We start from the raw sequence: 14,423 nt of genomic DNA on the forward strand, positions 1-14,423 counted from the left end.
CGATCCCACGGCCTTTCCAGGACCGGTGCCGGACTGTGGCTGAACGGTTACCAGACTCAGTGGCGGACCGGCATGAGGAGCGAGAAACGGGAATCGCTGCTCAGCCCCCGGAGCGCCAGGGGGCGGACCGGGCCGTCCAACTCCAGCACCAGTTGCCCGGCCCCGCCCGCGTCCAGCGCCTCGAGCAGGAACTCCCGGTTCACCGCGACGTGCGCTCCGGTGTCGGCGGCCCACTCGTCGGCGCCGGCGAACCGCACGCCGCCGGCCGGGTCGACGGTGAGGACGGAGACCGGGTACGCCTGGCCCTCGTGCTCGCGGTCGATCACCGGGGCGCCGTCGAGCAGGCCGCGCAGCTCGGCCACGTCGACGGTTACCCGGCGGCTCTCCGGGCCGGCCGCGATCAGCCGTCGCCAGTCCGGGAACTCCAGGTCGAGCGGCTTGCCCTCGACGGTCCGGTCGCCGGCGCGCGCGGTCACCCGATCGGCGGTCAGGTCCAGTGTGACCTCACCGCCGCCGAGGCCGCGCAGGTCCCGGGCCAGATCGAGGGGGAGGAACAGCCGGGCGGCCGAGCCCTCCACGGTGGCCGGAGTGGTGGCCACGGCGATCCGGTAGCGGTCGGTGGCGACCAGTGTGACGTCGCCGTCGCCGGTCTCGGCGAGCACGCCGGCCGGCATCGGGTCGGTGGCGCCCACCGCGGCGAACAGCACGGCGTCGAGGGCCGCGGACAGGTCGGCGGCGGACAGGGTGATGCGGGTCATCAGGTTCTCCTCCAGGTCGAGCAGGGTGTGCAGGCGGAGGAGCTCACGTCTGGCGTCGGCGAGACCGGCCTCCAGGCGGGCCAGGTGATCGTCCAGCCTCACCCGTACCGAAGCGGGGTCGTCGAGGTCTCGCACCGCATCCGCGATCTCGGCGACGGGCATGCCCACCCGCCGCAGGCCGGCGATGAGCCGGGCGGCTCTGATCTGCTCCGCGGTGTACCGGCGATAGCCGGTGACCGGGTCCACGGCGGCCGGGATCAGCACGCCCGCGCCGTCGTAGAACCGCAGCGCGCTGACGCTGAGCCCACTCGCCCGGGCCGCCTCGCCGATGCCTCGCATGTCGCTCTCCACATCACTGAACCCTGGTGTCTCCACCTGGTGGAGAGTCAAGCTTGCACGATCAGCGTGATGCCGAGAGTGGCCATGACCAGCGCGATCGATCCGTCGAGCACCCGCCACGAGGCGGGCCGGGCGAGCACCGGGGCCAGCCGGCGCGCGCCCAGGCCGAGGCCGACGAACCAGGTCAGGCTGGCGGCGGCCGCGCCCAGCCCGAACAGCCACCGGTGCGGATGCTGCTGCGCCACCGAACCGAGCAGCAGCACGGTGTCCAGGTAGACGTGCGGGTTGAGGTAGGTCAGGGCGAGGCAGGTGAGCAGGGTGGCGCGCAGCGTGGCCGGCGCCTTCCCGGCCGGATCGAGGACCTCCGGGCGCAGCGCGCGGCGCGCGGCGAGCACCGCGTAGCCGAGCAGGAACGCGGCGCCGGCCCAGCGGATCGCCGAGATCAGCTCGGGACGCGCGGTCAGGACCGCGCCGAGCCCGGCGATACCCGCGGAGATCAGCGCGAGGTCGGAGAGGGCACAGGTCAGGACCACCGGGAGTACGTGTTCCCGGCGCAGCCCTTGACGCAGGACGAACGCGTTCTGGGCTCCGATCGCGATGATCAGCACAGCGGAGGCGACAAAACCGGCGAAAGCGGAGGCGAGCATGCCTCGACGCTAGTCAGCATCTACGCGTGTCTCCAGCTAATCATTTTGGGGATGGATTAGTTTTCCTAACGTGGATCAGGTGCAGTTGGCGACCTTCCTGGCGGTGGTCGAGGAGGGCAGTTTCGAGGCGGCGGCCCGAGTGCTGCACGTCACGCCGTCCGCGGTCAGTCAGCGGATCAAGGCGCTGGAGCAGGCCGTCGGCCAGGTGCTGGTGCGCCGCGCCAAACCGTGCACGGCGACCACCGCGGGCGCGGCGCTGGTCCGGTTCGCCGGCCAGGTGGCGCTGCTCGAACGGGAGGCGCTGGACCAGGCCCGCGATGACACCCGGCTCTCCGTGGTGGTCAACGCCGACTCGCTGGACAGCTGGTTCCTCCCGGTGCTCCAGCAGGTGCCCGGCGTGCTCTTCGAACTGCACACCGACGACCAGGAGCACACCGCCGACCTGCTGCGCAACGGCACCGCGATGGCCGCCGTGACCGCCGACCACCAGCCGGTCCAGGGCTGCCGAGTGGAGCGGCTGGGTGTCATGCGGTATCTCGCGGTGGCCGCGCCCGGCCTGGACATCACCGACCTGAACCGGACGCCGCTGCTCGCCTTCAACCGCAAGGACCGGATCCAGCACCGCTTCCTGACCACCCGGTACGACCCACCGGTCCACTACATCCCGGCCACCGCGAGCTTCAACCACGCCCTGCTGCTCGGCCTGGGCTGGGGGATGCTCTACGAGCAGGAGGCCCGGAAGCATCTCGACGCCGGCAGCCTCGTGGAGGTCCGGCCCGGCCGGCACCTGGACGTCCCGCTCTACTGGCAGTGCTGGCGGCTCTCCTCGAAAGCCCTGGACACACTGACGGCCGCCGTTCGCACGGCGGCCGCCCAAGCGCTGATCAGGGACTAGTCGTTGGCGTGCAGAGCCGAGTTCAGCTCGATGCCGGTGCCCTTGCGGGGCCGGGCCTCCAGAGCGCCGGAGACCGAGTTGCGCCAGAACAGGAGATTGTTCACACCGGACAGCTCGATCGCCTTCACCACGCGGCCGTCGGGCAGCGAGATCTTGGAAGCGGCGGTGATGTAGACGCCCGCCTCCACCACGCAGTCGTCACCGAGCGAGATGCCGACGCCCGCGTTCGCGCCCAGCAGGCTGCGCTCGCCGATCCGCACCTTCTCCTTGCCGCCGCCGGAGAGCGTGCCCATGATCGACGAACCGCCGCCGATGTCCGAGCCGTCGCCGACCACCACGCCCTGCACGATCCGGCCCTCGACCATCGAGGTCCCGAGCGTGCCCGCGTTGAAGTTGACGAATCCCTCCTGCATGATCGTCGTCCCGGAGGCCAGGTGAGCGCCGAGGCGCACCCGGTCGGAGTCGGCGATCCGGACACCCGAGGGCACCACGTAGTCGGTCATCCGCGGGAACTTGTCCACCCCGAAGACGCTCAGCTGACGGCCGGCGGCGCGCTCCAGGAAACGCAGCTCGTCCACCCGCTCCGGCGGGCACGGGCCGGCCGACGTCCAGGCGACGTTGGCCAGCTTGCCGAAGATGCCGTCCAGGTTCAGCTCGTTCGGCCGGACCAGCCGGTGCGACAGCAGGTGCAGTCGCAGGTACGCGTCGGAGGCGTCGGCGATCGGGTCGGCCAGCGACTTGACCACCACCCGCACCTCGACGGTGCTCAGTCCGGGCAGCAGCTTCGGGCCGGTCAGCCCGGCCGGCAACACCGGAACGTCGGCCGGCTCCTCACCGAGACCCAGGTGCCCGGCCGGGAACCAGGTGTCCAGAACCTGTCCCTCGGCGGTGACGGTGGCGAGGCCGATGCCCCAGGCGGGCGAAGTCGAGATCGGGGTTTCCACGAGCGAAACCCTACCGGACCTACATGAGCCACCAGGAGCCTCGCGCCACCCCGGTATGGTGCGCACATGGCCAACCCGCTCACCCCGGACGTGCTGGTCGACCCGGTTGTGCTGACCCGCGCGCTGGTCGACGTCGAGTCCGTGTCCCGCGACGAGAAGGTGATCGCCGACTGCGTGGAGGACGCCCTCCGCAAGGCCGGGCACCTGTCCGTGCGCCGGGTGGGAAACACGGTGATGGCCCGGACCAAACTGGGCCGCGACCAGCGGGTCATCCTCGCCGGGCACCTCGACACCGTGCCGGTCAATGACAACCTGCCGTCCACCGTCGTCGACGACCTGATCTACGGCTGCGGCGCCTCGGACATGAAGGGCGGCGTCGCCCTCGCCCTCCACCTCGCCGTCACCCTGCCCGATCCCCGGTACGACGTCACCTACCTGTTCTACGAGTCCGAAGAGATCGAGTCCGAGCACAACGGGCTCAACCTGGTCGCCGGAGCGCACCCCAAATGGCTCCAGGCCGACCTCGCGGTGCTGCTCGAACCGACGTACGGGACGGTGGAGGCCGGCTGCCAGGGCACGGTCTCGGCACAGGTCAGCCTGCGGGGCCGGCGGGCGCACACCGCCCGGGCCTGGCGCGGGGTCAACGCCATCCACGCGGCCGGTGAGGTGCTGCGGCGGCTGGAGGCGTACCACCCGCGGACCGTGACCATCGACGGCTGTACCTACCGGGAGGGCCTCAACGCGGTGCGGATCTTCGGGGGTGTGGCCGGCAACGTCGTACCGGACGAGTGCGGCGTCGAGGTCAACCTGCGGTTCGCCCCGGACCGCTCGGAGAAGCAGGCCCACGAGCACCTGCGCGAGGTCTTCGACGGGTTCCAGCTGGAGATCACCGACTCGGCGCCCGGCGCCCGGCCCGGCCTCGACGCCGCCCCGGCCCGCGAATTCCTCGCCGCCGTCGGCATCGAACCGGCCGCCAAGCTGGGCTGGACCGACGTGGCCCGGTTCGCGGCCCTCGGCATCCCGGCGCTCAACTACGGCCCCGGCGATCCGGCGCTCGCCCACGCGCCGGACGAGCACGTCGAGATCGGCAAGATCCGTGACGGGGCGGCCACCCTCTACCGGTGGCTCGCCCGTTAGTACTCCACGGTCACCCGGCCCACCGCACGCTGCGGTGGCGGGATCTCCATCGTCGCCTCCGGGTCGACGGCCGGCTCGGCGTCGCGCGCCGCGAAAGCCGCCCGCCGCTCCTCCAGCACCAGGCGGATCCGGCGCTGCATCCTGAGGCGCTCGTGTCGGTTCGTCATGGTGACTGCTCCTTCGCCGGGAGCCCGGTGATGCCAGGTCGGTAACAGTACAGACGCGTCAGAGTCACTGTCGGTTGCTTCAATCTGGCAAAAAGGTCTGCGGGTCGCAATCCTCTTGCCGAAACGCGCCCCGATATTCACCGGGTGCTGACCGTCCGCACTACCTTTGTGGCATGACGGACAGCACCAACGGGCGACCGGGACCGGCCCCCGAACGGCATCGCGGAGCCGTCACACTGCGCCGCGACTCCATTCCGCCGAGCACGGCCGACCAGAAACTCCTCGATTCCCCGCATCGTGGGGAGTGGAAGACCAAGGACGCCTGGCGGGCGCTGCGGATCCTCTCCGAGTTCGTCGAGGGCTTCGACACCCTGGCCGACCTGCCGCCCGCGGTGAGCGTCTTCGGTTCGGCCCGCTGCACCCCCGGCAGCTACGAGTGCGAGCTCGCCGAGAGCCTCGGCGCGGCGCTCGCCGAAGCGGGGTACGCGGTCATCACCGGCGGCGGGCCGGGCGTCATGGAGGCGGCCAACCGGGGCGCCACCGAGGCCGGCGGCATGTCCGTGGGGCTCGGCATCGAGCTGCCCTTCGAACAGGGCCTCAACGACTGGGTCGACGTCGGCATCGACTTCCGCTACTTCTTCGTCCGCAAGACCATGTTCGTCAAGTACGCGCAGGCCTTCGTGGTCCTGCCCGGCGGCTTCGGCACCCTGGACGAGCTGTTCGAGGCGATCACCCTGGTCCAGACGAAGAAGGTCACCCGGTTCCCGGTGATCCTGATGGGCACCGACTATTGGGGCGGGCTTCTCGACTGGATGAAGGCCCGGATGCTCGGCGAGGGCAAGGTATCCACCACGGATCTCGACCTCATCCAGCTCACCGACGACGTCGCCGAAGCCGTCCGGATCATCATCGACGCCGAGGCGGTCCTCGCCGAGACGAGCGAGGCCCACTGACGTGGCGAACATCTGCGTCTTCTGCGCCTCCTCCACCACCCTCGAACAGCGCTGGCTCGACCTCGCCACCGAGACCGGCCGGATCCTCGCCGACCGCGGGCACACGCTCGTCTCCGGCGGCGGCTCGGTCGGCATGATGGGCGCCGTGGGCGACGGCGCCCGGGCCGCCGGCGGGCACACCCTCGGCATCATCGCGCAGTGCCTCGTCGACCTGGAGGTCGCCGACCACGACTCCGACGAGCTCCTCGTCACCGGGGACATGGGCGCCCGCAAGACCCTCATGATCGACCGGTCGGATGCGTTCATCACGCTGCCCGGCGGGCTCGGCACCCTCGACGAGTTGTTCGAGGTCTGGACCACGGCCACCCTCGACGTGCACCGCAAGCCGATCGTGCTGCTCGACCCGGACGGGTTCTACGACGGGCTGACCCGCTGGCTCGGTGGGCTCGTCGACCGGAAGTTCGTCCGGCCGGCCGCCATGGAGCTGCTGCTCGTCGCGCGTACCGTGCCGGAGGCCGCCGACCTGATCGAGAACGCGCTGGCCGGTCCGCGTGACGCGCCGTCCGGCACGGCCTCCGGGACGGCCAGCCCCGCCGAAGGCGCCTGACGCCGGGATCGGTCCTCCGGACGTGAACTCCGGGGCCGTTGCGCTTCCCGCCCCGGAATAACGTCGTACCGGCGTGCTCTCATAGATGCCGTGAGCACGCCGGTATCCCTCCCTCCGGTGCGCCGGCCCACCTACCGTCTGGTCCGGCGTCCCCGCCCGGTCGCGGCCGCCCTGCCCGCCGACCCGGTGCAGCGCGGCGTCATCCAGCACACCGCCGGGCCGCTCCTGGTCGTCGGCGGCCCCGGCACTGGCAAGACGTCGATGCTGGTCGAGTCGGTCGCCGCCCGGATCGCCGAGGGCGCCGACCCCGAGCGCATCCTGGTGCTCACCTTCGGCCGCCGCGCGGCGGCCACGCTGCGCGACCGCATCGAGGCACGGATCGCCGACCAGCCCGGCCGCATCGTGCACGAGCCGCTGGTGAGGACCTTCCATGCGTATGCGTTCGGCCTGCTCCGCCGGGCCGCCGCCGAGCGTGGCGAACCGTCTCCACGCCTGCTCACCGGCCCGGAGCAGGACCTGATCATCCGGGAGTTGCTGGCCGCCGTCGCCGACCCGGAGGCCACCGGCGACATCGGCTGGCCCGAGACCCTCCGCCCGGCCCTGCCCACCCGTGCCTTCGCCCAACAGCTGCGCGACCTCATGCAGCGCGCCGCCGAGCGTGGCGTCGGCCCGGTCGAGCTGGCCCGCCTCGGCGAGCGCCTGGGCCGCGACGACTGGCCGGCCGCCGCCCGCTTCCTCCGGGAGTATGTGGCGGTCCTCGCCCTGCGCGACGTCACCACCCGCGGCTCGGCGGCGTACGATCCGGCCGAGCTGGTCCGCGCCGCCGCCGGCCTTCTCTCCGACGAGCCCGACCTCCTCGAGGCCGAGCGCCGCCGCCTGGCGTTCGTCTATGTCGACGAGTTAGCCGAGACCGACCCCGCCCAGATCGAGCTGCTCAACCTGGTCGCCGGCGGGGGCAAGCCCCTGGTCGCCTTCGCCGACCCCGACTCGTCCGTCTACGGCTTCCGGGGCGCCGACCCCGGCGTCGTCGGCACCTTCCCGGCCACCTTCCGCGCCGCCTCCGGCACCCCGGCCGAGACGATCGTCCTGCACACCAACTACCGGGCCGCTCCGTCGCTGCTCAATGCGACCGGCCGGGTCGCACGCCGCATGCGCGGCCCGATCGGGCACCGCCCCATGCACCCACCCGCCCCGGCCGACCCCACACCCGCCGCCACGTCCGCGGGCTCTTCGGCCGCAGAGTCCCCGGCTGCGGGCTCTTCGGCCGCGGGATCCCCGTCTGCCGACCCCACACTCGCCGCCGCCACGTCCGCGGGCTCTTCGGCCGCTGGGACTCCGATCGCCGTGGGTGATCCGTCGGCTCCCGGGTCCGCTTCGCCGTCGGTCGCGGTGAGCGGAGAGGGGTGGGGGCCGCGGCCGGAGGCGGTGGTCCGGACATTCCGGTCCACCGCCGCGGAGACGGCGTATATCGCTCACGCGCTGCGGGAAGCCCATCTGCTGCACGGGGTGCCGTGGTCGCGGATGGCGGTGCTGATGCGGTCCACGATGCTGCAACAGCCGTCGGTGCAGCGGGCGCTGGCCGCGGCCGGGGTGCCGACCGTCATCCACGCCGAGGATCTGCCGTTGCATCTGCAACCGGCGGTGGCGCCGTTCCTGCTGCTCCTGCGCTGTGCGGTGGATCCGGCGGCCCTCGATGAGGAGGCGGCCGTCGCTCTGCTGCACTCGCCGCTCGGCGGGGCCGATCCGCTGGCCGAGCGCCGGTTGCGTCAGGGCCTGCGGGCGCTCGCCGTGGCCGCCGGTGACCGGCGGCCCTCGGGTGAGCTGCTGGTCGACGCGATCCGCGACCCGGCCGGGCTGGACCTGGTCGAGCGGCGGTGGGCGCGCCCGGCGCAGATGATCGCCCGCCTGATCACCGTCGCCCGGGAGGCGGCCGCCGCCCCCGGTGTCTCCGCCGAACAGGTGCTCTGGACCGTGTGGCGGGAGAGCGGCCTGCACGACCGGTGGTTCGCGATGAGCACCGGCAACGTCCCCATGCCGGACCAGCGTGACTCCGGCCGTGCCCGGCAGTGGCGCTCCGAGGCCGCCGACCGCGACCTGGACGCCATGGTGGTCCTCTTCGACGCGGCCGCCCGGTTCGTCGACCGGCTGCCCGGCGCCGGGGTGTCGGTCTTCCTCGACCACGTTCTCGGCCAGGAACTGCCCGCCGACTCGATCGCCCCGAGCGCCGACCGTGGCGAGGCCGTCCGGCTCCTCACCGCGCATGCGGCGAAGGGCCTCGAATGGGACGTCGTGATCCTCGCCGGTGTGCAGGAGGGCATCTGGCCCGACCTGCGCCTGCGCGGCAGCCTGCTCGGCTCGGAACGCCTCGTCGACGTGCTGGCCGGCCGTCCCGCCTCGGGCCCGGCCGCGGTGATCGCCGAGACGTCGGCCCTGCTCGACGAGGAGCGGCGGCTCTTCTACGTGGCGGTCACGAGGGCACGCCGCCGCCTGGTCGCCACCGCCGTCTCGTCGGCGAGTGTGGGCGGTTCCATCGGCGAGGAACAGCCGAGCCGCTTCCTCGCCGAACTCGCCACCCCGGTCCGCCGCCTCGACGGCGGCGATCCTCCACCCGATCCCGGCCCCTGGGACACCGGCCCTCCCCAACCCCCGGGCAGCCCGTCCGGCCCGGATGGCTCCTCCGGCCCCGACGGCTCGTCCGAGCCGGGCGGCCCGGAAGACCCGTCCGATCGCGGCGGCTCGTCTGACCGCAGCGACCCCACCGGGGCAGTGGGGAGAAAGGCCGCACGGCCTCCTGCGGGAGACAGGGCCGGCAAGGACGCCGAGCCGTCAGGCAGCGGTGAGCGCGGTGCGGGCATGGGGAGCGGCGATTCCGCTGGCGGAGCAGTGGAGAAGGACGCCGAGCCGGCAGGTAGCGGTGAGCGCGGTGCGGGCGCGGGACGCGGCGACTCCGGCGGAGCGGCGCCGGAGGACGGGGACGCCGAGGTCGAGATCCCGATGGGGCGGCCGCCCCGGGCGCTGACCCTGGCCTCGCTGGTGGCCGAGCTTCGTACCGTCGTGGTGGGCAGCGCGGAGACGCCCAGCCGGCGGCGCGCCGCGGCGGCCGAGCTGGCCCGTCTGGCGGCGGCGGGGGTGCCGGGGGCGCATCCGGACGAGTGGTGGGGTCTGCGGCAGCTCTCCGACGACCGGCCGCTCGTCGACGAGGGCGAGGCGGTCAAGGTGACGCCGTCGTCGATGGAGAGCGCGCTGCGGTGCAGCCTGCGCTGGCTGCTGGAGCGGCACGGCGGCGCGGCCCCGGCCGGGCCCGCGCAGGGCATCGGCAACCTGGTGCACGCCGCGGCGATGCTGGCCGAGGACGCGAACGCGGACCGGGAGAAGCTGGTCGAGTACGTGTCGGCCCGGTTCGACTCGATCGAGCTTGCCGCACAGTGGCTGGCCGGTTCGGAGCAGGAGCGGGCCCAGGCGATGGTCGACAAGCTGCTGCGCTGGCTTGCGGTCAACCCGCGGCGGCTGCTGGCGATCGAGCACGAGTTCACGGTCCGGCTGGAGGACGAGCGCCGGCCGATCCAGTTGACCGGCCGGGTGGACCGGCTCGAGGTGGACGAGGAGGGGCGGCTCGTCGTCATCGACCTGAAGACCGGGAAGACCACCGCCGTCTCGTCCGCCGACGTGGCCGAGAATCCGCAGCTCGGCGGCTACCAGGCGGCGATCGCGGCGGGGGCTTTCGCGGACTACGGGTCGGACAGCGGCGGTGCGGCCCTGGTGCAGCTCGGGCCCGGTAAGGACGCCCGCGAGCAGCTCCAGGTGCCGATCACCGAGGCCGCCGACCCGCAGTGGGCGTACGCGATGGTTCGCCGCACCGCCGAGACGATGGCCGCCGCCACCTTCTCCGCGGTGGCGAACAGCCGCTGCCGGGTGTGCCCGGTCCGCACCAGCTGCCCGATCTCCGGCAAGGGCCGCCAGGTCGTCGAACCGGCCCCGGAGGACGACGGATGACGGCCGCCGGGAAGTGTCGGGAAGAGGGGCGCGACGGATGACGTGGCGCATGGGAGAAGGCACCTGGACCACTGGATACGAGACGACCGGAAACTGATCGATGACGCAGCCGACGCTGTTCGCCGAGGGGCCGCCGCCGCGCCGCCGCGCCGCCGACGCGGGGCCCCGCTACACGCCCCGCGAGCTGGCCCGGCTACTGCGCCTGCCGGAGCCGACCACCGAGCAGGAGGCGATCATCGCGGCGCCGGTGCAGCCGCTGCTCGTGGTGGCGGGCGCCGGCTCCGGCAAGACCGAGACGATGGCGTCGCGGGTGGTCTGGCTGGTCGCGAACGGGTACGCGCACCCCGGCGAGATCCTTGGCCTGACCTTCACCCGCAAGGCGGCCGGCGAGCTGTCGCACCGTGTCCGGACCCGGCTCGGCCAGTTGATCCGCAGGCTGGGCCGGGATGACGCGTTCGCCGGTGAGGCCACCATCTCGACGTACCACGCCTATGCGGCCCGGGTCGTCACCGAGCACGGGCTCCGCGCCGGGTACGAGCCGTCCGCGCGCCTGCTCACCGAGGCGGCCCGCTGGCAGATCGTCGACTCGCTGGTGCGCACCTACACCGGTGAGATGACGGGGCTGAACCGCGCGCCCGGCACGGTCACCGACGACGTCCTGGCACTCTCCGCGGAGCTGTCCGAGCACCTGGTCACGCCGGGCGACCTGGCGGCCTGGACCGGCCGGTTCTTCGCCGAGGTGCAGGAGTTCCCGGGCCGGATGTACAAGGACGTCTCCGAGGTGCTGCGCCGACAGCAGGGCCGGCTCACCCTGCTGCCCCTGGTCCGAGCATACGAGCAGCGCAAACTCGACCTGGAGGCGATGGACTTCGGGGACCAGATGGCCCGTGCCGCGCTGGTCGCCCGTGATCATCCGGAGGTCGGCGAGATCGAGCGCGGCCGGTTCCGGATCGTGCTGCTCGACGAGTACCAGGACACCAGCCACGCCCAGGTGACGATGCTGAACAACCTGTTCGGCGGCGGACATCCGGTGACCGCGGTGGGCGACCCCTGCCAGTCGATCTACGGGTGGCGGGGCGCGTCCGCGGGGACGCTGGAGCGGTTCCCGCAGGAGTTCCGGGACTCCGGGGACCGGCCGGCCTGGGAGCGCACGCTGACCCGGAGCTGGCGCAACCGGCCGGAGATCCTGCGGGTGGCGAACACGATCTCCGCCCCGCTGCGCGCCCACGTGCACCAGTTGCAGTCGGCCGACCGGGTGGCCGCGGCGGTCGGCGGGCGGACCGTGACGTGCGCGCTGCTGCCGACGTACGCCGACGAGGCCGCCTGGATCGCCGATTCGATGCTGACCGCCTGGCGCCTGGTCGCCGGGATGCCGACCGCCCCGGCCGCCGAGATCCCGCTCGAACAGCGCCCGACCAGCGCCGTCCTGGTGCGGGTGCGCAGCCAGATCCCGGTGCTCGAGGAGGCGCTGCGGTCCCGGGGCCTGCCGGTCGAGGTGGTCGGCCTGGGCGGCCTGCTGGACACCCCGGAGGTCCGGGACGTGGTCTGCACGCTGCGAGTGCTGGCCGACCCGGCCGACGGCGCGTCGCTGTTGCGGCTGCTCACCGGGGCACGCTGGCGGATCGGCCCGCGCGATCTGGTGGCCCTGCACCGGCGGGCCCGGGCGATCGCGGCGGCCCGGGCGGCCGCCTCCGGCCGGTCCGGCGACGACCCCGAGGAGATCAACACCGACCGTCTGGACGACGCCACCCTGGTGGAGGCGCTGGCCGACCCGGGTTCTCCCCGGCAGTACTCGGAGGAGGGCTACGGCCGGGTGCGGGACTACGGCCGTGAGCTGGCCGCGCTGCGCCGCCGCCTGGACCAGCCGCTGCCCGACCTGCTCGCCGACATCGAGCGCACCATCGGCCTGGACGTGGAGGTGGCGGTGCGCGGCTGGGCGGCCGGTGACGCCGGGCTGGCCCGCGGTCACCTGGACGCGCTGGGCGAGGCGGCGACCCGCTACATCACCGAGAACGAGACCGGCACCCCGGCAGGGTTCCTGGCTTTCCTGGCGGCGGCCGAGGAGGAGGAACGCGGTCTGGAGCCGGGCCAGGTGGACGTGGTCGAGGGCGCGGTGCAGATCCTGACCGCGCATGCCGCGAAGGGCCTGGAGTGGGACGTGGTCTCGGTCGCCGGCCTGTGCCGGGGGGTCTGGCCGGGCCTGGTCCGCTCCTCCGACCACTACCTGGGCGGTATCGGGGTGCTGCCGTTTCCGCTGCGTGGCGACTCGTCGGGGCTTCCGGCGCTGGATCTCGGCGACGCCGTCGAGCAGAAGGGCGTCGCCGCCGCGGTGACCGATTTCGGTCGGTCCTGGCGGGAGCACGACGAGCGGGAGGAGCGCCGCCTGGCCTATGTCGCGGTGACCCGGCCACGCCGCCTGCTGCTCTGCTCCGGCTACTGGTGGGGGGACGGGGTGAAGCGCCCGCGCGGTCCGTCGGTCTTCCTCGACGAGATCCGCGCGGCCTGCGCCGACGGTGCGGGTGTGGTGGACGTCTGGACGCCGGAGCCGGCGCCCGGCGACACGAATCCGAGCGATCAGGTGGTGGCGACCGCCGAGTGGCCGGCCGATCCGCTCGGCCTGCGCCGCCCGGCGATGGCGGCCGCCGCCGACCTGATCCGCCGCATGATCGAGAACCCGGACGCCTCCGCGGCCGAGGCGTTCGCCGACCTGGCCGCCGCGGATCCGGAGGTCGCGGCCCGGGCCGGCCTGGCGGCCGACCTCGTCGGCCTCGCCGAGGAGGGCGCCGGCTGGTCGGTCCCCTCACCCCGCTCACCGGACAGCACACCCAAATCCGGGGTACGGCGAAGCGAGGCCGATTCCGGCCCCCACTCGGACGACAGCGCCGGCGCGGCGACCCCGGAAGAGGCCGCGACCGAAAACGATCGGCCAGCCGCCGCGCAGGCCGAGGTGCCCGGTGACGCCGGACCCAACGCGATCGGGGCCGACGCGAGCGGGGCCGGGCCGAGGGCGGAAGCGGCCAAGGCGGACCGAAGCGACCGGGCGGATGAAAGCGACGGGGCGGACGGAAGCGGCCGGGCGGACGGAAGCGGCCGGGCGGAGGTGGTGGCCGCCGTGGAGGCGGCCGACCGGGTGGCCGAGGCCGGGGACCCGGACATCGCCCGGTGGCGGCACGAGGCGCGGCTGCTGCTGGCCGAGCGGGCCGAGCGCACCCGTCATGAGGGCCCGATCGAGGTGGTGGTGCCCCCGCACCTGTCGGTGTCCCAGCTCGTGGTGCTGCGCCGGGATCCGCAGGCCCTGGCCCGCTCGTTGCGCCGCCCGTTGCCGCAGCGGCCCGCCCCGCACGCCCGCCGGGGCACGGCCTTCCACGCCTGGCTGGAGCAGCGGTTCGGGTCGGCGCGGCTGATCGACATCGACGAGCTGCCGGGCGCGGCCGACGACGACGCGGCCGGCGACGACGAGATGGCCCTGCTCCAGGAGGCGTTCCTGACCGGGGAGTGGGCGGAGCGGACGCCGGTCGAGGTGGAGGTGCCGTTCGCCACGACCGTCGCCGGGGTGGTGATCCGGGGGCGGATGGACGCGGTCTTCGCCGATCCGGGCGGCCGGTTCGACGTGATCGACTGGAAGACCGGGCGGCGGCCGGGCGGCGCGGAGGCCGAGGCGGCGGCGGTGCAGCTGGCCGCCTACCGGATCGCCTGGGCGTCGCTGGCCGGGGTGCCGGTGCGCAAGGTGCGTGCCGGGTTCCACTACGTCCGGGAGCAGGTCACGGTCCGGCCCACCGACCTGATGGAGGCTGCCGAGCTGGCCGCCCTGATCGAGGAGATCCCGGCCGACTCGCTCTGAACCTCTCCCGTGCTCCGGAGCGCGTCCGCCGAGGTCGGCCCGGCGGGCGCGTGCGTGGAGTGGGTGGGCGGTGCGGGTTGGAGCGGGACCACCGATCTAACTCGAAAATCGACCTGGACCGGACGTGCGGCAGCATCCCGCG

At 73.4% G+C, this 14,423-nt stretch carries 10 protein-coding genes; 6 read left to right on the plus strand and 4 right to left on the minus strand.

From position 1 onward, the window contains the following. Window positions 1-56: 56 nt before the first annotated feature. Both IEZ13_RS14775 and IEZ13_RS14780 read right to left on the minus strand, forming a co-directional pair. The gene (locus IEZ13_RS14775) at window positions 57-1,097 is read right to left on the minus strand and encodes a DNA polymerase III subunit beta family protein (protein WP_183222775.1); all 1,041 of its coding nucleotides are present in this window, start codon (window positions 1,095-1,097) and stop codon (window positions 57-59) included. A gap of 47 nt (window positions 1,098-1,144) precedes the next feature. After that, window positions 1,145-1,744, minus strand: a complete 600-nt coding sequence (locus tag IEZ13_RS14780; RefSeq protein ID WP_183222733.1) for a LysE/ArgO family amino acid transporter — start codon at window positions 1,742-1,744, stop codon at window positions 1,145-1,147. 70 nt (window positions 1,745-1,814) lie between these two features. On the opposite strand from IEZ13_RS14780, the gene IEZ13_RS14785 reads away from it, so the two are divergent. Beyond that, a complete protein-coding gene (locus IEZ13_RS14785; RefSeq protein WP_183222734.1) occupies window positions 1,815-2,639 on the plus strand; it encodes a LysR family transcriptional regulator ArgP in 825 nt (274 codons plus the stop codon). On the opposite strand, the gene dapD is transcribed toward IEZ13_RS14785, so the two are convergent. Further along, window positions 2,636-3,583: a 2,3,4,5-tetrahydropyridine-2,6-dicarboxylate N-succinyltransferase gene (gene dapD / locus IEZ13_RS14790; protein WP_183222735.1), complete on the minus strand. Its 948-nt coding sequence runs from the start codon at window positions 3,581-3,583 to the stop codon at window positions 2,636-2,638. The genes IEZ13_RS14785 and dapD overlap by 4 nt on opposite strands. Before the next feature lie 66 nt (window positions 3,584-3,649). On the opposite strand from dapD, the gene dapE reads away from it, so the two are divergent. Next, complete coding sequence (gene dapE, locus IEZ13_RS14795) at window positions 3,650-4,720, plus strand: succinyl-diaminopimelate desuccinylase (RefSeq protein WP_183222736.1); 1,071 nt, start codon at window positions 3,650-3,652, stop codon at window positions 4,718-4,720. On the opposite strand, the gene IEZ13_RS14800 is transcribed toward dapE, so the two are convergent. Next, a complete protein-coding gene (locus IEZ13_RS14800; RefSeq protein ID WP_183222737.1) occupies window positions 4,717-4,887 on the minus strand; it encodes a hypothetical protein in 171 nt (56 codons plus the stop codon). The two genes, dapE and IEZ13_RS14800, sit on opposite strands and share 4 nt — an antisense overlap. Window positions 4,888-5,060: 173 nt before the next feature. Between IEZ13_RS14800 and IEZ13_RS14805 the strand changes: the two genes are divergently transcribed. From IEZ13_RS14805 to IEZ13_RS14820, 4 genes are all read left to right on the plus strand, one after another. Next, window positions 5,061-5,840 (plus strand): LOG family protein, encoded by a 780-nt coding sequence (locus IEZ13_RS14805; protein ID WP_183222738.1) that lies wholly within the window; start codon window positions 5,061-5,063, stop codon window positions 5,838-5,840. Window position 5,841: 1 nt separating this feature from the next. Next, window positions 5,842-6,447, plus strand: coding sequence for an LOG family protein (locus IEZ13_RS14810; protein WP_183222739.1), 606 nt, complete (start codon window positions 5,842-5,844; stop codon window positions 6,445-6,447). A 90-nt stretch (window positions 6,448-6,537) separates the two neighbouring features. After that, the gene (locus IEZ13_RS14815) at window positions 6,538-10,440 is read left to right on the plus strand and encodes an ATP-dependent helicase (protein ID WP_183222740.1); all 3,903 of its coding nucleotides are present in this window, start codon (window positions 6,538-6,540) and stop codon (window positions 10,438-10,440) included. A 100-nt stretch (window positions 10,441-10,540) separates the two neighbouring features. Then, a complete protein-coding gene (locus IEZ13_RS14820; RefSeq protein WP_183222741.1) occupies window positions 10,541-14,281 on the plus strand; it encodes an ATP-dependent DNA helicase in 3,741 nt (1,246 codons plus the stop codon). The last annotated feature ends 142 nt before the right edge of the window (window positions 14,282-14,423 follow it).

This window comes from Actinoplanes campanulatus, from assembly GCF_014647795.1.
Lineage (GTDB): Bacteria > Actinomycetota > Actinomycetes > Mycobacteriales > Micromonosporaceae > Actinoplanes > Actinoplanes campanulatus.